The organism is Atlantibacter sp. (assembly GCF_032062175.1).
Taxonomy (GTDB): domain Bacteria; phylum Pseudomonadota; class Gammaproteobacteria; order Enterobacterales; family Enterobacteriaceae; genus Atlantibacter.
In genome coordinates this window covers 1-19,358 of record NZ_DAMBQK010000024.1, presented here as the reverse complement: position 1 = coordinate 19,358, position 19,358 = coordinate 1, and the positions used below count along the sequence as shown (strand labels likewise).

The following is a 19,358-nucleotide window of genomic DNA, read 5'->3' as shown; positions in this document are numbered from 1 at the left end:
TCCAAGAGCAGCGAAGATTTGCACAGTCTGTGAAGAAATTGGTGATATTGGCGACTCGGTGAAAGGCTCATCGAGTCCCATGAAAAACAAGGTGGGGGCACAAAAGGGGGCATTTATAAAAATGAAACAAGGAAATATCTATAATTATCAATGGTTATATAGGTTGTGTTATGTTCCTATTATCGCACCATTTCTAAGCCTTTCCAGGTTTACCAAAACTCGTTAAAAGCCCTTATCCTGCGGGTTACAGTCCGTTTCTTAATCTCCCATTAGCTACCGGACTCAAGTTACAGCACGGGCCTAAGTGGGGCATTTTGTGTGCTGTAGTAGGAGATGCCCCAATGAAGCTTTCCGCATGGCAGGATCATGCCGCCAAAGCCAGAGGAAAGCCTAAAAGCGGGCAGATAAGTGTTGCCTTATCTTTAGTCCAACAATAATGCTGCAAGACCCTGCTCAAGTATCGGCAGGGCCGCACCATAAATACCGAGATCGCGGCTCACCTGGCTAACGGTCAATGATTGAATTTCCTGACTAAAGAAACGATTTTTTTGTTCGAACCGCTCACGGAAAGACTGCCATATCCGTTGGTTTTGGACGAACGGGCCGGATACTACCAGCCTGTCCGGAAAAAATACGCGACAGACATTTGAAGCGGCCGTCGACATATGCTCCACGGCTTGCTGTATCGCGTCATTATCTGTTATGTCCTTGTCTTTCAGCACTTGCGCGATATGTTCTTCTTCGTCACCCGCCCGAAAATCTTCACCCAGGATAGGGGTGCCAATTGACCACAACGCCGTTAGTGTCTCCAGGCATCCCGTTTGCCCACAATGGCAGGAGGTACCCTGATCGGTTACTCGCCAGTGCCCGATTTCACCAAACGCGCTTCCCCCTTCCACAATTCTGTCACTGGACTGGCCAAACGCGAAACCCACACCATACCCCCAGTGCAGTAGCAGAGTGCTTTGACGCTGAAGAAGCATATGAATGCGAAGCTCATTGTCCAGGGTGCGCGACAGAGAAATGGGGTGTTTTTCTCCGCTAAAAAGATGCTGAATATCCAGGTTATGCATTTTTGGCCAACGCGAGGTGTGGATCCAGCGGTGAGTGGTGCGATCAAATACCCCACCAAGCGAAAAAACGATACCGGCTAAATCTGCTCCCGCAGGAAGAGCCCTCATCACCGTTTGATAGAGCCGCAGAAAAATCGCACCCAGAGCCTCGTTATCACTCTCAGGTGACGCTTCCGCTTTTTCGTGACCAATGATCTCTGCTGACAGGTTGACCATAAACACATGCACTGACTGGCTTATCACCTGAAAGACAAGGGTTACCAAACGTTCAGCACAGGCATGCAATGTCCGCAACGGTCGCCCGCGACCTGCGCGGGCACTGATTTCCTCAGTCAGTAAACGTCTTTCCAGTAAGTCGGCCACATGGTCTGAGATAGTCGTGGATCGAATCGACAACGTCCGGGTCGCTTCACTCCGGGAATGAACTTGTCCCCTGAGAACAGCAAGAAACACTCGCTCCCTGTCGTCGAGAACGGCACGGGTAACGGGTAAATGAGCCAGAAAATCCGAGACAGGAGTCTTATCCATGCGCATCCATACAGTGACGTATCAGGGCCGGGCCGGAATATACACGGCATTTTCCTGTGAGAAGGCAGGCCCCATAAGCAGATAATATGAAAGAGTATCCTGAAAGCCGGGGCCTCTGGCAACCCCGGCGGGGTGATGATGAATGTACAGGAGCAGGGAAGAGGGACCTGGTACCTCCGCTTCGTCAGCGGTAATGCCTGGTGAGGCTGTGCCCTAAACGGCATTGTGTGACATGATAATTTTCATCCCAGATGACCTCACTGTTACAAAGCGCCCGCTGATGGTATGCCAGTGATTTTTGCATCAATTGATGCGGGCGTGTACTCGCCATCTCAACAGCTTCCTGGAAGCTGGCAAGTTCCCATTTCACCAGATTACGAATCGCCTGATCGAGTGTCAGGCTGGAACCGGCCAGGTTTGCGGCACCGGGCAGGCGCACCATCCCTTCACGGGTACATTCAACCTGTATACCTGCAAAAGTATGTATGCCCGGATGTTCGCAGGCGGCGGCGCTCATTGCATCTGTCACCAGAATAGAACGGGCCGGCGTTTTAGCGCGCAGCAGGTTTTTCAGTGCAAAGGGGGGAATATGCACACCGTCTGCGATAAAACTTGCCTGAAGCTGGTCACAGCTGAGCTGAGCCTGGAGCGTGTTATCCAGCTTAGGCAATGTCTGAGGAATACCGTTTCCCAGATGTGTGCAAAGACTGACGCCCGCAGTCGCTGCCGCCTCAAGTTGCGAATAATTGATACTGGAATGCCCTGCGGCAACACATTTTCCCCTTTGTCTCAGCGCATGAATAAAAACGAAGTTCTCATCCCGCTCGGGCGCGCAGGTAACAAGTAAAACAGGGCGCAATATTTCCTTATCAATATCATCAATTAACCGGATGTCCGGCGGCAGCATCGCTTCAGGGGGATGACAGCCAGCATATCCCTCGGCAGGATTCAGAAAGGGTCCTTCCAGATGATAACCCGGGATCATCAGTGCCCCGAGCTGGCTCTGCGCAACTGCCCTGTCGAGCGCCCTGAACCGGCGCAAAAGCTGCGGGACTGGCGCGGTGATAAGCGTAGGTAAGCAGCTTGTCACCCCGGTCTTGAGCATGGCTTCTAACGCCACATCCAGCCTGTCGGCGTCAATATTTTCATCATTGAAATCAACGCCAGCAAAGCCATTTACCTGCAGATCAAACAAACCCGAAGTGGCTTTCATCGTGCATCCTTTCATTCAGATAAGAGTGAGGCTGATTCAGTATCCAGAAACACCCGGCAGTCAGGATGCTGCTGTACGATAGACGCCGGCACTGCATTCGTAACCGGTCCTTCCAGCGCCATCTTGACGGCCTGGGCTTTGCGTCGGTCAGGAATACTCAGGATCAATACGCCGGACTGCATGATCTGATGAATACTCATCGAAATGGCCTGTAGCGGGACGTCGTCCAGGGTACTGAACCATTTTTCACCCAGTTGCTGCTGCCGGCAGGCTTCATCCAGATTCACCTTCAGAAAGGGTACCGTGGTAGTAAAGTCCGCAGGCGGATCGTTAAAGGCCAGATGCGCATTTTCACCAATACCGGCAAAGCAGACGTCAATTTCTTGCTCGCCAATGAGCTTGTTCAGCCGTTCAATTTCGCGATCAATATTGTTCGCAGAGCCATTCACCCCCACGAAGCGATACAGAGAGGGCAGTTTATCCACCACGCGTTCATGCAAATAGCGCCGGAAGCTTGCCCTGTGATCGTCTGGCAAACCAATATACTCATCCAGATGGAAAATCGTTACCCGGGACCAGTCGATATCGGCGCAGATAAGATTTTCAAGCATTTCAAATTGACTGGCGCCAGTGGCAAGAATAATGGCAATGCGCGCTTTGTTCGCCAGGGCATGTTGTATGGCCATAATCCCGCTTTGCGCTGCAAGTGTGCCAAGCTCATATTTATTTTCAGAAATGGTAATTTTCATTTTAACCTCACAGACGTGAACTGTTTCTCCGGGAACATTACGCGTGTTGCTTTAAGCCTTTCGCCATTTGCACGGCAATGAGCGTCAGCAGGCTGCAAAACATCAGGTAATAAATCAGGTAGGTGGGTTCCCCATTACCAAATGTGATCAGCGCAGCGGCGATGACAGGGGTGGAGCCGGCAAAGATAACGCTGTTCAGTTCACGCGACAGGGCAATACCTGAATAGCGATACTGGGTGGGAAACAGGTTCGCCAGAAATGCGCCCTGCGCACCCGATGTCGCACCATGTCCGATGCCATAGGCAATACACATCCCCAGCGTTGCCAACATCAGACTGCCACTACCCAGAAGCCAGAACAGGGGGAAGGCGAATGCAGCAAGGAATATTGCACCAAATGAAAATACTGCCGTTGTGCCGAACCTGTCCGTCATTTTTCCCATAACAGGGGTCATCACGGTATTCACGGACACCGCAACCATCAGAGCCATCAGCCCTTCCGATCTTTCCATGCCTAACGTACTGGTCAAATAGCTGATACTGAATACGCTTAGAACATATCCGTTTGCCTGATGGCCGGCCAGACTGAAGAAACCGCAAATCAAATTTAAAGGACTGTTTACAATCAGCGCCTTGAGGGGGACGGCCTGCGTTTTCCTGTTACGCTCCGCTTTTTCAACTGACTTCACATATTCCGGCGTTTCATCCAGATGCTTACGGATATAGATGGCCACAACAAACAGCACGATAGAAAACAAGAACGGCACCCGCCATCCCCAACTCATGAAGGCTTCATCCGGTAGTTGGGTGACCAGAAAAAAGGCCAGTGAGGATAAAAGTATGGCTACACCCGTTGAGGCATTGATTAACGAAGTGTAAAAACCTCGCTCCTTCATGGGCACATATTCTGCTACAAACGTCTGTGCCCCGGCCAGTTCAGCGCCTGATCCAAACCCCTGCATTAAGCGAATCACCACCAGCGCAACCGTCGCCCAGATGCCGATATGGTGATAAGTGGGCAACAACCCGAGCGCCAGTGTCGCGACGCCCATGAGCATTACGGCGAAAATCAACGCAGGCTTACGTCCGTACCGATCGCCGATGTGTGCAATGATCACGCCACCCAATGGGCGGGAAACAAACCCTACCGCAAAGGTCAAAAATGCCGCCATCGTCGCGATAGTCGGTGACAGGTTTGGAAAATAGAGCTTATTAATAATCAGACCCGCAGCGGCACCGTACAGGGAATAGTCATACCACTCAATGATGGTGCCGGAGACGCTGGCGAACATGACTTTGCGAATCGTTTTTTTGCTGGCCTTCTGTTCTTCGGGTATTTCCAGCACGCCGTCTTTAGTTAAGTTAGCTTCACTCATTGCTTCCCCTCTGGATTTTAACCATTTGTTTTAAAAGACTTAGTCTGTTTATGGGTACAGCGGATAAGCGGACATCAAACTCGCGTAAGATCAACGTAACACCACTTTGGCTATTTTTGAACGCACTCGTTCAAAAATAAGGCGCAAATGTGATGGGCGTCATAACTGCGCGGCTAAACTGCCATAAGAGGAAAGGACGAACAGGCAACATTTCTATAATCAAAGGGATCTGAATGTGATTCCATGCAAATGGCATGATCCTCAGGCCGGATACTTTCAACGGAACGCCACGAAACGCATTTCCTGCGTTCAGAGGAACCACACTCTTTTAATGAGTCCAGGAGAAAAGCAGAACGCTTTTATGATCCTGGGGTGATAGTCATTAAGTAATCATTAAAAGTGAAACCATTATTAAACATAGGATTTTGTATAGAGTGGAGCCTTTCACTTTGATTGAAAAAGATGCGTTTCAATTTTGCATTGTTTGACGTTTTATAGGTGTAACGTTTGTCTTCAATAATAAACCAGTCCTAAACAACACCTCTTTAAATCAACAAGAATTCGCGAGATGTTTTTAAATATAACCTAATGAACTGCTTGTTATTTTTACCAAAAGAGTGTGTTTTTAAACAACGGCGGCAGCGGCTTTTTAGTGGGCCATTTTATATGATTATGCCTCGTTGTAATTCCATTAAACTTTCACAGGGCAACATATAACCTTATATATTACTGCTAAAAGAAATGTATTAATGAAAATTGATGCTAACGGTTATTTGTCGGATTTTTTGCCCTTTTCAAAGCCCTTTACCGGTGAGGAAGAAATCAGGGCAATCACCGATGTTATTCATTCAGGCTGGATAACCACAGGCCCTGTTAGTCAGGAGCTTGAACAGTCGATCCGCATGCTTACCGGTAGCCACAATGCGATTGCGGTAAGTTCAGCGACAGCCGGAATGCATATTACCCTGATGGCACTCGGCATTGGACCGGGCGATGAAGTGATCACCCCTTCCATGACGTGGGTTTCAACCATAAATATGATTGTGTTGCTTGGCGCTACGCCCGTCATGGTGGATGTCGACCGGGACACTCTGATGGTCACTGCGCAAACGATAGAAGCCAGTATCACACCACGCACCAGAGCCATCGTTCCGGTCCACTATGCTGGCGCTCCAGCTGATATTGATGCTATCCGTCAGGTTGGCGAACGTCATGGTATCCCTGTGATTGAAGATGCCGCCCATGCAATAGGCACGTATTACAAGGGAGAGCATATTGGCCGTGGTGGTACAGCCATCTTCTCATTTCATGCCATAAAAAACGTGACCAGTGCAGAAGGCGGAATGATTGTCACTGATGACGATACGCTGGCCGATCGTCTGCGTAGCCTGAAATTTCACGGGCTTGGTATTGACGCCTATGACCGCCAGACGCATGGCCGGGTACCTCAGGCAGAGGTCATGACGCCTGGCTTTAAATACAACCTTGCTGATATTAATGCAGCGCTTGCGCTGGTACAGCTTGGCAAGCTGAGTGGCGCAAATGCCCGTCGGGCGGTTATTGCCTGGCGTTATCTAAATGAGCTTGCCGGTACGCCATTCCAGCCATTAAATCTTCCCGCCTGGGACCATTTTCATGCATGGCATCTGTTTATTATCCGCGTTGATGAGGCGCGCTGCGGAATATCCCGTGACGCGCTGATGGATGCGCTGAAATTACGTGGTATCGGGACCGGGCTGCATTTTCGCGCTGTTCATACCCAGAAATATTACCGTGAGCGTTTCCCCGGACTTTCATTACCGAACACCGAGTGGAACAGCGAACGCATCTGCTCGCTGCCGCTTTTCCCAGGGATGACTCAGGATGATGTGACTCGGGTTATCACTGCGCTGCGGGATATTGCGGGAGAACATTATGCTTAATCCTTCTCCGGTCAATAAAATCTCCGTGGTTATCCCGGTTTATAACGAGCAGGAAAGCCTTGGCGAACTGATTCGCCGGACTCAACTCGCCTGTAATCTCACCGGGAAATATTTCGAAATTTTACTGGTAGATGACGGAAGCAGCGACGAATCGGCCAGCCTCATTATTAATGAGGCACAAAAGCCGGACAGTTGCGTTGTCGCTATCTTACTGAACCGTAATTATGGTCAGCATTCTGCCATCATGGCGGGTTTCAGCTATGTGACCGGCGATCTGGTTATTACGCTTGATGCCGACCTGCAAAATCCGCCTGAAGAGATCCCGCGTCTGGTTGCTAAAGCGGAAGAAGGATTTGATGTGGTCGGGACAAAGCGTCTGAATCGTAAGGATAACGGGTTCAGAATAATGGGTTCGCGATCGGTCAACTGGTTAATCAAGCGCACCACGGGTAAGCCGATGGCGGATTACGGGTGCATGCTCCGGGCTTATCGTGGCCATATTGTCGAGGCCATGTTGAATTGCCATGAGCGAAGCACCTTTATCCCTGTTCTGGCTAATACCTTTGCTCGCCATACCGTGGATATTCCGGTCCAGCACGCCGAACGCGCCTTCGGTGAGTCCAAATACAATTTCCTGCGTCTGATAAACCTGATGTATGACTTGATTACGTGCCTGACAACAACGCCCCTGCGTCTGTTAAGTGTATTTGGCAGTGTTATCGCCTTATCGGGATTTTTCATTTCACTGTTACTGGTGGTGTTACGTCTGACTCTGGGGCCGCAATGGGCAGCAGAGGGGGTTTTTATGCTTTTTGCCGTGCTGTTTATGTTTATTGGCGCACAGTTTATTGGAATGGGGCTTCTGGGCGAATATATCGGGCGAATATATAACGATGTTCGCGCCCGTCCCCGCTATTACGTTCAACGTGTTGTCAGCCGTACTATAGATAAAGTTTCTGGAGAAGCGGAATAATGAAAGCTATTGTCTTTGCCTATCATGATATGGGTTGCACAGGTATTCGCGCGTTGCTGGATGCCGGATATGAAATTGCTGCGATTTATACTCATCCTGATAATCCTCAGGAAAATATCTTTTTTGATTCAGTAGCCCGCCTTGCGGCTGAAACGGGTATTCCTGTTTATGCGCCTGAAGATGTTAATCATCCATTATGGGTTGAACGTATTAAAGCCATTAAACCGGACGTTATTTTCTCATTCTATTACCGTAATCTGTTAAGCACGGAGATCCTCGATATTGCACCGCACGGCGCGTTTAACCTTCATGGTTCATTGCTTCCGAAATACCGCGGGTGCGCGCCGCTGAACTGGGCGCTGGCTCAGGGCGAAACCGAAACAGGGGTAACGCTGCATCAGATGGTTAAAAAAGCGGATGCCGGCGCTATCGTGGGTCAGATGCCTGTGGCGATCGATCCTGAAGATATGGCGTTGTCATTGCACAATAAATTATGCAATGCCGCGCAACAGCTGTTGCGCCATTACCTTCCCGGAATAAAAGAAGGGTACTGGAAAGCAAAAGAACAGGACGAGAGTCAGGCAACCACTATGCGCCGTCGTGTTCCTGAAGACGGGCGCCTGGTCTGGACGCAGAGTGCTGAAAAGCTGCATAACCTGGTTCGTGCGGTTTCGTCACCCTGGCCCGGCGCATTCGGTTTTGCAGGCAACAACAAGTTTTTAGTCTGGAAATCCCAGATACGAACTGATTTCCCGGAGGCAAACAGCGGCACCGTACTAAGCACTGACCCCCTGGTGATCGCCTGTGGCGAACAGGCGCTGGAAGTGACCGCGGGGCAGACCGAAAACGGCGTATATATGCAGGGGGCGCAACTGGCGCAAACGCTGGGACTGGTCGAAGAGGCAATACTTGGCGCTTTTCCTGATGTCGTTAAGCGTTACCGGACGCGGGTGTTAATTCTTGGGGTCAACGGTTTTATCGGCAATCATCTGACTGAGCGTCTTTTGCGCGATGATAAATACGAAGTCTACGGTATGGATATCAGTTCAGATGCCGTTTCACGCTTTACTGGCTCCCCTCGTTTTCATTTTGTGGAAGGCGATATCAGCATTCACAGCGAATGGATTGAATATCACATCAAAAAATGTGATGTCATTTTACCACTGGTCGCCATTGCTACGCCTATTGAGTACACCCGTAATCCCCTGCGGGTATTCGAACTGGACTTCGAAGAAAATCTCAAAATTGTGCGCGACTGCGTGAAGTACAAAAAGCGTATTATCTTCCCATCCACGTCTGAAGTGTATGGCATGAGTAGCGATACGGTTTTCGATGAGGACAATTCCAACCTGACTGTGGGTCCTATCAATAAACAACGCTGGATCTACTCTGTCTCCAAACAGCTTCTGGATCGTGTGATCTGGGCCTATGGCGAAAAAGAAGGGTTACGGTTTACGCTGTTTCGCCCCTTCAACTGGATGGGGCCGCGCCTTGATACGCTGAATGCTGCCCGCATCGGCAGTTCGCGTGCCATTACGCAACTTATTCTCAACCTGGTAGAAGGATCGCCCATCAAGCTGGTTGATGGCGGGCAACAGAAGCGTTGCTTTACGGATATCAGTGACGGTATTGAAGCCCTGTTTCGCATTATTGAAAACAAGGAGGGTTGCTGCGATCGGCAAATCATCAACATCGGCAATCCAGACAACGAGGCCAGTATCAGAGAGCTGGCAGAGATGCTGCTTGAGAGCTTTGAACGTCATCCGTTGCGACATTGTTTCCCGCCTTTTGCCGGCTTCCGGGAAGTGGAAAGCAGCAGCTATTATGGTAAGGGCTATCAGGATGTGGCGCATCGCAAGCCCGGTATTCGTAATGCCCGACGCCTGTTAGCCTGGAAACCGGAAATTTCCATGCGCCAGACTATCGATGAAACGCTGGATTTCTTCCTGCGCACGGTCGAAGTGCCGGACAATGCCTTATGAAGAAAGTGGGACTGCGTATTGATGTTGATACCTGGCGCGGCACCCGACAGGGAATGCCCCGATTGCTCGATATCCTTGAGCAATACGACGTGCGCGCCAGCGTATTTTTCAGTGTGGGACCCGATAATATGGGTCGCCATTTATGGCGACTTCTGAAGCCTGCATTCTTAATCAAAATGTTGCGCACCCGGGCTGCAAAGCTCTATGGCTGGGATATCTTGCTTGCCGGCACCTTCTGGCCCGGTCGTCGTATTGGCGCCGGTAACCATGACATTATCCGCCGCACAGCGATCCGCCATGAAGTGGGTCTGCACGCCTGGGACCACTTTGCCTGGCAAACTTTTGCAGGATCATGGGAAATCGAGCAACTGTATGCAGATATCAACCGGGGCGTGACCGAACTGGAAGCGATCACCGGAAGGTCTGTAGCTTGCTCAGCAGCGGCGGGATGGCGGGCTGACGAGGACGTTTTACGGGCTAAAGAGATTTTTGGTTTTCGTTATAACAGCGACTGCCGTGGAGAGTGTCCCTTTATTCCGCTCTTTGCAGACGGCAAATCCGGGGCGGTGCAGATCCCGGTTTCTCTCCCCACCTGGGATGAAGTGGTGGGCAGAGAAACCAACGCCACAGACTTCAACCGATATTTACTCGATAAAATCCATTCTCACAACGGCATACCGGTTTATACCCTTCACGCAGAAGTTGAAGGTATCGCGGAAGCCGCAACGTTTGAGGCATTACTGGAACTGGCCCGGCATGAGTCGGTCCAGTTTTGCCCGCTTGGTGAACTTATCCCTCAGGACCCGACGACGTTGCCTCAGGGCAGGGTTGTCCGTGGCCGAATAGCAGGCAGGGAAGGGTGGCTCGGTTGTCAGGAAAAGGTGAGAAATAAATAATGAAAAGCGCCAACGCCTTCTTATTAATGCTGATGGGTTATGTCCTGTATTATCTGGTTCCGCTAAATGCCAGAGCGCTCTGGCAACCGGATGAAACCCGTTACGCTGAAATCAGTCGGGAAATGCTCGCTTCAGGTGACTGGATCGTGCCGCATTTCTTCGGCTTACGCTATTTTGAAAAACCCGTCGCAGGTTACTGGATAAATAATATTGGCCAGTGGCTTTTTGGGCATAATAACTTTGCCGTACGCTTTGGTTCAGTATTATCCGTTACCTTGAGTGCGTTACTGATTGCCTGGCTGGCATGGCGGATGTGGGGTGATAAACGCACTGCGCTACTGGCTCCTGTCATCTACCTCACCTCATTTCTCGTCTATGGTGTTGGCACCTATGCCGTTCTGGATCCGATGGTGACACTGTGGCTTACTGCGGCAATGTGTCTTTTCTGGATGGCCACTCAGGCAACCACGAACGGAAAAAAGATACTGAGTTATGCATTACTGGGGGTAGCCTGCGGTTTCGGGGTGATGACAAAAGGCTTTCTTGCGCTGGCTATACCGGTCATCGCGGCGCTTCCCTGGATTATTTTTGCCAGACGATGGAAAGACGTTCTGACATTCGGTGGGCTGGCGATCGTGACTGCCACGCTGACGGTGCTGCCCTGGGGGATCGCCATTGCCCAACGCGAGCCGGATTTCTGGCACTATTTTTTCTGGGTGGAGCATATCCAGCGTTTCGCCAATGAAGACGCGCAGCATAAGGCCCCTTTCTGGTATTACCTTCCTCTGTTTTTAGCAGGGTTTTTACCGTGGCTTGGCCTCCTGCCTGGCGCACTTCACTCAGGATGGAAAAATCGTCATGACCATCCGGCGTTGTTCTATCTGCTTTGCTGGACCCTTATGCCCTTGCTGTTCTTCAGTATTGCGAAAGGCAAGTTACCCACTTACATACTGCCTTGTTTTGCACCGCTGGCTTTGTTGACAGCCCGGTATGGCTTACAAGTTTGCTCCACGGCGGTATACCGTATCAATGCCCGAATTAATATGGCGTTTGGCATTCTGGCTGCACTTTTTGTTCTGCTGGTACTTGCGCCGTGGAGTATTGCCAGTCGCCCGCTTTTTGCGCCATTTGAAATTTTCACGCTGGGTTTCGGCCTGTTAATCTTTCTGCTCTGGGCGGCTTTTGGCTATCTGAGCTATCGTGAACCGGAAAGACGCTGGACGCTGGCGGCGCTCTGTCCGCTTGGGATGGCGCTGCTGATATCCCATGCTATTCCTGAAAGCGTTATTGATACCAAACAGCCGCAGTATTTTATCAAAACCCTTCGCGCGTCATTAACGGGCAGTAAATATATTCTGGCGAACAGCCCGGGCATTGCAGCCTCCATCGCATGGGAATTAAAGCGAACCGATATCTCCTTTTACGATCGGGCCGGAGAAATGAAATATGGGCTTCAGTATCCTGATGCTGCCGGGCGTTTTATCAGGGAAGCCGATTTCCCCGGCTGGCTAAAAGCGTTTAATCACAACGGAGACGTTGCGCTGATCTTACTGCTTTCTGAAAACGAAAATCTGGATTTTAAAACGCTTCCAAAGCCAGATTACATGCTGATGGAAGGCCGGCTGACATTGCTTTGCTATAAGCAGAAAAAATGAATATTTCCGGAATCATTCTGACCAGTTTACTGACCTGCACAGGGCAGACCCTGCAAAAAAAAGCAGCGCTTGCTGTTACACGGTGGGCAATAATCCTCTGGTTTGGCTTGTCCATCATTTCATTAACCCTGGGGATGGGCGTGTGGCTATGGGTATTACAAAGCACGCCGGTCAGTCTGGCCTATCCCATGCTGGCGCTTAATTTTTTCTGGGTCACCCTGGCAGCAAAATTAATCTGGAAAGAAAGGATCACCACGGGACACTGGGTTGGTATTCTATTTATTCTCAGCGGGGTCGTCTTATTGACAGGAGCGTCACCGTGGGAATGATCAACGTATTGTGCAGTGTTTTTTTGGTGAGTCTGGCTCAGCTTTTACTAAAATTCGCCTCGATAAACCTTCACACAGGATCCTTATCGGACGTTTTACTGCGCCCGGACGCTTTATTTGCCGCGCCTGTCTTTGCGCTCCTCGGGGGGCTTATATGCTACGCGGTGTCTATGCTCTTCTGGTTTTTCGCTCTTCGCCGGGTTCCTCTGGGAAAGGCCTATGCGGTTCTGAGCCTGAGTTATCCTGCCGTATGGCTGGCGGCACAGTTTATACCGGCCATCGCTGAACCTTTTTTATGGCGAAGCCTTGTGGGCGTAGTACTGATAGTGTCGGGTGTGGTGATTATTTTTTCGGACGGTTCGGGAATAAAAAGTAGGCCTTCTGCGTTAAAAAACCGCTGAGATTTCAGCAGCAGCGGTTTTTTATCGGGTTGCTGCTGGCCGCATTCCCTTATATAAAAACCCCATCCTACAAAATCTACAGGAACCCTTTATGGTCAGGAAGATCCCGCAATCGCTGTTGGTCTACGCCGCTATGCTGGCGAGTACTTCTGCTTACGCTTCATTTGATATGGAAGATTGCGCCTGGAGCGCGGACAATTGTCTGCTAAAGGGCGTACCGGTTTTAACGCCGGGCAATGATTCGCGCGACAACCTGCTGCGCCTGCTCAGCGAGGCCAAATCTTTCGCGTTGCCCGTCCAGTCTATGCCTGCAGATATCACCCGTTCCCGCGATTATTATTTTGCTTATCATCCACAGTGGGACGAGGCCGCCGCGCAACCTCCCGCAGCAGCGCCGCAAAGCGAAAACCCGCGTCTTGCGGAGCAGGTCGCCGCGCTGCAACTCGATCCCGCCAGCCTGAGCGGCCATGCTGACGAACTGGAAAACCGCTTTGTCTCAAATAATCTTGCGAGCGTAAGCCAGTTCTTTGCCGGGCTGCTGGCTGACAGCGCGCTGACGTCCGAGCAGCGTCGCGGGCTGGCGCAGGTGCGCGTGGCGATTTTCGCGGGCGCGACGCCCGAACAGGCCATCGCGGCGCTGGCCGGGCTACCGTCTAATGCGCCGTCATCGCCCTGGAAAACCTACCTCACGGCGGCGGCGCGCTTTTATGGTGGCGACTACCCCAATGCAGAACAAGATTTCAGCACACTCACCCAAAGCGACCGCCCGTGGCTGGCAGAAACCGCGCAGTATATGTTGATCCGCACGGCACTCAACAAAAGCAGCCAGAACAGCGTGGGCGAATATGGCGATTTTGACATCGCGCGCATCGATCGCGAGGACGCCGCCCAGGCGCGAACGGCGGCGCAGGCCTATCTGCAACGCTTTCCTCAGGGACAGTATGCCGACTCCGCGCGCGGCCTGTTGCGACGCATCAATTGGTATCAGCAAGACTGGCCGCAGTTGGCGGAGCGCTATGAACAGATTTTTCAGCAGGCCGCCAGCCCGCAAGCGTTACGCGACCTGGTGACAGAGTACGACAACGTCTATGGCATGCAATTCCTCGCCAACCCGGTGCACGAGGCGTTTCCACAGGCGTCGCAGGTGAGTTATATCGAATTGCTGCGGGCGCTGCGCCTCAAGAGTGATAACAAACCCACGCTGACCCAGCAGATGCTCGACAATACCAGGCCGGTATTTGAAAAAAGCGGAAAACTGCCGCTATGGCGCAATCTCCAGCTTAATTTATGGTTGGCGACAGAAAACTATGCCGCGCTGCTCAGGGAGGTCACGCCAGCAAAACAGCTCCCGGCTCACGATCTGCTCGCCTTCAGCGAGCAGGTAATGTACGGCGAAGGGCTGATGGGGCAGAAGCAGTGGCCTGCGGCGCGTGATTTCTGGCGACAACTGCTTAAGCTCAGCCAGGATAATGAACAGCAGCAGTATCTCCAGGCCAAACTGGCCGCCACGCTGGTGTACAACGACGAAATCTCCGCCGTCTTTGCCCCTGAAAGCCAGGTGACAAACCTGCGCTTTCGCTCCAGGGTGTTGAAAGCGGCGGCTTCGCCTGAGCTGTTGCGCCAGCAGGCGCAAAACGGGCCAAACAACGAGGTGCGCACCATCGCTCTGCATACCCTGTTGGTGCGGGATCTCACTGAACAACGACTGGCTGACTGGTTAAATGACAGGACGCTTATCAACGCCATCACCCCGCCGGTGGTTGGCGAGGCGTTTGACGATGTCAATCTCAGCGCCTTTGACTGGAACGGCAAAGGCACCGAACCGGGATATGTGTGCAGAAGCCTCGACGAAACCGTGCAGACGCTGAACAAAAAAGCGGACGACGCCCACGCGTTGAACTGCCTGGGCGAGTTCTTCCGCACCACGCAAACGCATGTCGATCTGTGGAAAGACAGCGCGGGCAACGATGTGCTGGAAGCGGCTATCGCCCGCGAGAAACCGTTCGGCCAGTTCGACCGCCAACATTATTATCAGCACGTTATCGCCTCGACAGGCGCGGAACCGGAAGATAAGAGCTATGCGCTGTATCGCGCCATTATGTGTTACGCGCCGTCCGGCATGAACGAATGCGGCGGCACCGAGGTGGATAAAACGCAGCGCAAGCGCTGGTTCAGTCAATTAAAAACGCAATATCCGGGCAGCCCGTGGGCGCAAAAACTCAAATACTACTGGTAATGGCGCTGCTGGCCGGGCAGGCGCGGGCGGCGGACATTGTCACGGCCCGCGACCATCCGGCCTTTTGGCTCTGGTCAGGCGTAAAAGCCAGTAACGAATTGCGCGACGCGCAAACCGTCTATCTGCATCAGGGCGAAGTGCTGCAACGCGCAGGTGTGGTGGAATTTCAGCGGCTGGGGCTGCCGGTCAGCCACCTGACGTTCCCGTCCATCTGGCTGACGGTGCGCTTTACTACCCTGGACGTGCCGGAAACAATCGCACCGCGGCTGGTGCGGCTTATGCAGCGCTGGCAAGCGGCGGGAAACCAGGTGGTGGGATTGCAGGTCGATTTTGATGCCGCCACGCACCAGCTTGACGACTACGCGCGCTTTTTGCGGCAGTTGCGCCAACAACTGCCGCCGCAGTTCGCACTGGGCGTGACGGGGTTGCTGGACTGGGCGAAGACCGGCGATGTGGCGACGCTCAATGCCTTACCGGTGGATGAACTGGTGGTGCAAAGCTACCAGGGCCGAAGTACCGTGGCGAATTATCAGGATTATCTGCCCGCGCTGACCCGGCTGCGCATCCCGTTCAAACTCGGGTTGGTGCAACATGGCAAGCGCGACGCACAGGCTGAAGCCCGGTTGCAAACCTCGCCGTGGTATCGTGGCACCGTGGTATTTATGCTCAACCCGGCTGGACGTTGAATATTGATTACGTTTCGCGCTGACGCTGCAAACGGAACGCGATTCTCCGTGACAGCACCCGCCATTATTTCCTCATGTCATTAACCCGCTGATGGCATTACGCTTAATGGCGTAATTTGCCACGACTTTTTCTATACCAGATTAAATATCGAAAACCGTACAAATTAAATACTGGTTCTTTTCTGCAACAATTGTTCTAAATTCCGAAAGTCATTGGATTAAAAATAAAAAAAAGACTGCTTTTAACCCGTGCGTTTTATTTTTAACGCTCGGTGTGTTTGTTTAACTATTATTTATCATTTAACACTTACAATTATTTTCATAAAGATGGGGGAGGGTGTTTTAATGTCTCTGCCACGGAGAGTCAGTGCTCTGGAATTTAAAAGGTTCTTCAAGGCTGCATGGGTGAGGAATTGAAGACGCTCACGGCTTCAGGATTACCTGCTCTTTTTTCTATTATTTCACTACAACCTGAGTAGGCAGAGTTTTTCCTGAGTGTTGAATTGTTTTATGTTATTAGCGCGGTCGGTTATTTCTGCGCTAAAGAGCATGGAACTTTATTAATTGAAAATATCGTGTCCTCCACCTGGTAATCATTATGGCGGATTAATTGCGCACGCCCGATTATTTTGAGCAAAAAATATGGATCAACTACATTCTCCCCCTGTATTTCGTCAGCCAGGCGGTCTTCATCGTCGCACCCGTCTGGTCAGCCTGGTCACCTGGCTGAATATCACCGTTCAACGGGTCTTCCCGGTTGCGATCGCGTTCATGCCCGCCATCACGCGCGCGGCGGAGCGTGGCCCGTGAGCCGGTCGATGGAGTCCCTGGTGATTATGTTTCTTTTGGTAAAGCTGGAACAGGGCAACGTGCAGATAAAATTGGGTTCTTTGCTAAAGAAGGCGAGGCGGGGGATCACATCAAAAAGGTGGAATCACTCTTTATTATGGCTGGCCCGACAGAAAACAATGGGTTTTCCGTTGCCGCCTTTATGGATAAGCAAATAACTGCACTCTCCTTTACCTGTCGCCGTTCACAGTAATAGCGATATGACGGGGCGACAGGGACGCCGCCGACAGTATTTTAGCAACCGCAGGAAACAGCGCGATTTAATAAAGGCTGTTTCCTGAAATAATTCTAAGGAACGATGATGAGCAACGTTAGCGTATTATTATATGAACCGGACAGGTACGCTCGGGCAGGTCTTGAAAAAATCGCAGAGGCGTTAAAAATTAATCATCTGCCTGTGACTATTTTTGATTATGCGCACCTGTCTGCATTTACCGCGTTGCCGGAAAATGCGGTGCGGATCCTGTGTACTGATACGCTGTTTATCGCAGAAGGCCGCGAGTGGCTGACCTCAGTAATTAAGTTAAATAAAACCCACCCCAATATTAAACTGCTTTGCCTGTGCCGCCATCGCCTGAGCGAACGAGTGCTTCAGACTGCGATTTTGACCGGCTGCAGAGTGCAGGTGATCCCCGTGCAATCTTTTGCGAAAGCGCATACGCAACTAAATACCTGTTTTAGCGAACCCGATAACGACATACCGGAAGGACGATTAACCGCAAGGGAGCGCAAGGTGCTCAGACTGCTGCTCATTGGAATGAGCGTGTGCAACATCAGTATTATTATGAATATTTCACAAAAGACCGTGTATTCATTAAAACTGCGCGCCATGAAACGGTTCGGTATTAATCATCTTAATCGCCTTTACTATTTAAGGGATGCGGTCCGGGTCATCTGAATATCGACTTTAAAATGTTTATTATCTTCAGCGGAGTTATCAATTACATGTTTTTCAAAAAAATGGCGTTTATTTTCTCTTTTGCAGCATGCATATACAGTTTTAGCAGCGTGGCACATCCTATTGATACCGATGATGCCGCAACAAAAACGGTCGGCATTGTTATTTTTCCGGGATTTGAGTTATTAGATGTTTTTGGCCCTGCCGAAATGTTTGGCGCATTGCCGGAGAAAATGAAACTGGTACTGATTGGCACCACGACAGGCAATATCCCCTCTAATCAGGGGCCAGCCGTAAAGGTAGATACCGATATTGCGCATGCGCCCCACGTGGATATTTTACTTATTCCCGGCGGGCAGGGGGTACGAACAGAAATAGCCAACCCGGCCCTGCTGCAATGGCTGAAAAAAACGGCCTCTGGTACGCAATATGTTTTATCGGTCTGCACCGGCTCGGCGTTGTTAGCGAAAGCAGGCTTGCTGGATAATCACCGTGCCACTTCCAATAAAAGTGTTTTCGACTGGGTTGCCAGCCAGGGACCAAAAGTTAACTGGGTTAGAAAGGCACGTTGGGTTGAAGATGGGAAATTTATTACCTCATCAGGCGTATCTGCAGGTATCGACATGAGCCTATTCTTTATTAATAAACTGTACGGGCCGCAGGTGTTAAAAGAAGTCGAAAATTATACCGAATACACGTATAAGGCCGATGCCTCAGACGACAAATTCAGCGATCTTTATTGACCTTCTCATCAATAAACAGGCAGGCTCCGGTCAGGGAGCCTGCGGAGCAAAAGGATGTACTGGCTTAGTCTCACCGAGCGCCTGGCGCGGCAAAAGATTCTCTGGTATGAAGACAAACTTGCAGATATCGATATTTCTTGCCCGATGACAATGCCTTAGCTAAGCCAACCACACCGCCCCATGCCCTTGGGGCATCTTGGCAAGCCGCCCTGGTAGACTCTCAGCACGATAATAAATGAACGATATTCCACCACCTCTTCGTATGCGCGCGTTCTTGCTGTTGCATATTTGTGTTTCCTTTCAGGGGGAGTGGAATAGAGTTACTGAAGGATTGATTCTTTGTCGTGGTAAGTCAGGATGTCTTTAAATGACGTCAAGGGGAAGTGCGTTCATTTTTATACAAGCTCATTTATGAATTCAGCCACTCATTATCGAATATCATACGTGCAAATAATGTTACATAATTTTTGGTAATGCTTTCAGGTTAAATAAATCATATAGTGAATTGTATTTCAGGCTTAATTATGGCTAGTGTGGCTGTTTCTTGTTCATTTGCATTTTCTTAATTTATGAGAATAAAGTCTGATTTAATATAAATACGTAATTGCCATCCCTCGCTGACCCGCCTATGCCTGCAAAGTATAGCCATGGCTGGTCTTAATTAGTGATTGCTGATATTGATTGTTCCGTTTAGTCCGCTTTACGTTACGTTGAATTAAGCGTTAAAATTAAATCCTATTTTAAATGATGACATACAGCCCGCATAAGGGATTAATTAATTCAGGAGATAAATAAATATGTCTGAATCATTTCAGAACGAGATACCGCGTGCGCGCGTAAATATAAAACT

The 19,358-nt window shown here is 50.6% G+C and carries 17 protein-coding genes; 13 read left to right on the top strand and 4 right to left on the bottom strand.

The window, feature by feature from the left end; translation table 11 throughout:
• Positions 1–422: 422 nt before the first annotated feature.
• From RT120_RS17930 to RT120_RS17915, 4 genes are all read right to left on the bottom strand, one after another.
• Positions 423–1,601: an ROK family protein gene (locus RT120_RS17930; RefSeq protein ID WP_312984772.1), complete on the bottom strand. Its 1,179-nt coding sequence runs from the start codon at positions 1,599–1,601 to the stop codon at positions 423–425.
• A gap of 184 nt (positions 1,602–1,785) precedes the next feature.
• Positions 1,786–2,814, bottom strand: coding sequence for an N-acetylglucosamine-6-phosphate deacetylase (locus tag RT120_RS17925; RefSeq protein WP_312984770.1), 1,029 nt, complete (start codon positions 2,812–2,814; stop codon positions 1,786–1,788).
• Between the two features lie 11 nt (positions 2,815–2,825).
• Positions 2,826–3,563: a glucosamine-6-phosphate deaminase gene (locus tag RT120_RS17920; protein ID WP_312984768.1), complete on the bottom strand. Its 738-nt coding sequence runs from the start codon at positions 3,561–3,563 to the stop codon at positions 2,826–2,828.
• 37 nt (positions 3,564–3,600) lie between these two features.
• On the bottom strand, positions 3,601–4,938 hold the full coding sequence (locus RT120_RS17915) for an MFS transporter (RefSeq protein WP_312984767.1): 1,338 nt from the start codon (positions 4,936–4,938) through the stop codon (positions 3,601–3,603).
• A 773-nt stretch (positions 4,939–5,711) separates the two neighbouring features.
• On the opposite strand from RT120_RS17915, the gene arnB reads away from it, so the two are divergent.
• The 13 genes from arnB to RT120_RS17850 all read left to right on the top strand — a co-directional run bounded on the left by arnB (position 5,712) and on the right by RT120_RS17850 (position 18,508).
• Complete coding sequence (arnB, locus tag RT120_RS17910; RefSeq protein ID WP_312984840.1) at positions 5,712–6,860, top strand: UDP-4-amino-4-deoxy-L-arabinose aminotransferase; 1,149 nt, start codon at positions 5,712–5,714, stop codon at positions 6,858–6,860.
• Positions 6,853–7,833, top strand: coding sequence for an undecaprenyl-phosphate 4-deoxy-4-formamido-L-arabinose transferase (arnC, locus tag RT120_RS17905; protein ID WP_312984766.1), 981 nt, complete (start codon positions 6,853–6,855; stop codon positions 7,831–7,833). Before arnB ends, arnC begins: the two co-directional genes overlap by 8 nt.
• Positions 7,833–9,815, top strand: a complete 1,983-nt coding sequence (gene arnA / locus RT120_RS17900) for a bifunctional UDP-4-amino-4-deoxy-L-arabinose formyltransferase/UDP-glucuronic acid oxidase ArnA (RefSeq protein WP_312984764.1) — start codon at positions 7,833–7,835, stop codon at positions 9,813–9,815. The genes arnC and arnA overlap by 1 nt, the downstream gene beginning before the upstream one ends.
• Entirely contained in the window at positions 9,812–10,711 is a 900-nt protein-coding gene (gene arnD / locus RT120_RS17895; protein WP_312984761.1) for a 4-deoxy-4-formamido-L-arabinose-phosphoundecaprenol deformylase, read from the top strand. Before arnA ends, arnD begins: the two co-directional genes overlap by 4 nt.
• The gene (gene arnT, locus RT120_RS17890) at positions 10,711–12,366 is read left to right on the top strand and encodes a lipid IV(A) 4-amino-4-deoxy-L-arabinosyltransferase (RefSeq protein ID WP_312984759.1); all 1,656 of its coding nucleotides are present in this window, start codon (positions 10,711–10,713) and stop codon (positions 12,364–12,366) included. The genes arnD and arnT overlap by 1 nt, the downstream gene beginning before the upstream one ends.
• Positions 12,363–12,695: a 4-amino-4-deoxy-L-arabinose-phosphoundecaprenol flippase subunit ArnE gene (gene arnE / locus RT120_RS17885; RefSeq protein WP_312984757.1), complete on the top strand. Its 333-nt coding sequence runs from the start codon at positions 12,363–12,365 to the stop codon at positions 12,693–12,695. The genes arnT and arnE overlap by 4 nt, the downstream gene beginning before the upstream one ends.
• Positions 12,692–13,096 carry a 4-amino-4-deoxy-L-arabinose-phosphoundecaprenol flippase subunit ArnF gene (arnF, locus tag RT120_RS17880; protein ID WP_409515070.1) on the top strand — a complete coding sequence of 135 codons (405 nt, stop codon included), beginning with the start codon at positions 12,692–12,694 and terminating at the stop codon, positions 13,094–13,096. Before arnE ends, arnF begins: the two co-directional genes overlap by 4 nt.
• A gap of 91 nt (positions 13,097–13,187) precedes the next feature.
• On the top strand, positions 13,188–15,332 hold the full coding sequence (locus tag RT120_RS17875) for a hypothetical protein (RefSeq protein WP_312984752.1): 2,145 nt from the start codon (positions 13,188–13,190) through the stop codon (positions 15,330–15,332).
• Positions 15,302–16,018 (top strand): DUF3142 domain-containing protein, encoded by a 717-nt coding sequence (locus RT120_RS17870; protein WP_312984750.1) that lies wholly within the window; start codon positions 15,302–15,304, stop codon positions 16,016–16,018. Before RT120_RS17875 ends, RT120_RS17870 begins: the two co-directional genes overlap by 31 nt.
• Positions 16,019–16,660: 642 nt before the next feature.
• The gene (locus tag RT120_RS17865) at positions 16,661–16,828 is read left to right on the top strand and encodes a hypothetical protein (RefSeq protein WP_312984747.1); all 168 of its coding nucleotides are present in this window, start codon (positions 16,661–16,663) and stop codon (positions 16,826–16,828) included.
• Positions 16,818–17,060 carry a hypothetical protein gene (locus RT120_RS17860; protein WP_312984745.1) on the top strand — a complete coding sequence of 81 codons (243 nt, stop codon included), beginning with the start codon at positions 16,818–16,820 and terminating at the stop codon, positions 17,058–17,060. The genes RT120_RS17865 and RT120_RS17860 overlap by 11 nt, the downstream gene beginning before the upstream one ends.
• Before the next feature lie 108 nt (positions 17,061–17,168).
• Positions 17,169–17,765 carry a helix-turn-helix transcriptional regulator gene (locus RT120_RS17855; protein WP_312984742.1) on the top strand — a complete coding sequence of 199 codons (597 nt, stop codon included), beginning with the start codon at positions 17,169–17,171 and terminating at the stop codon, positions 17,763–17,765.
• A 47-nt stretch (positions 17,766–17,812) separates the two neighbouring features.
• Positions 17,813–18,508 (top strand): DJ-1/PfpI family protein, encoded by a 696-nt coding sequence (locus RT120_RS17850; RefSeq protein WP_312984740.1) that lies wholly within the window; start codon positions 17,813–17,815, stop codon positions 18,506–18,508.
• The last annotated feature ends 850 nt before the right edge of the window (positions 18,509–19,358 follow it).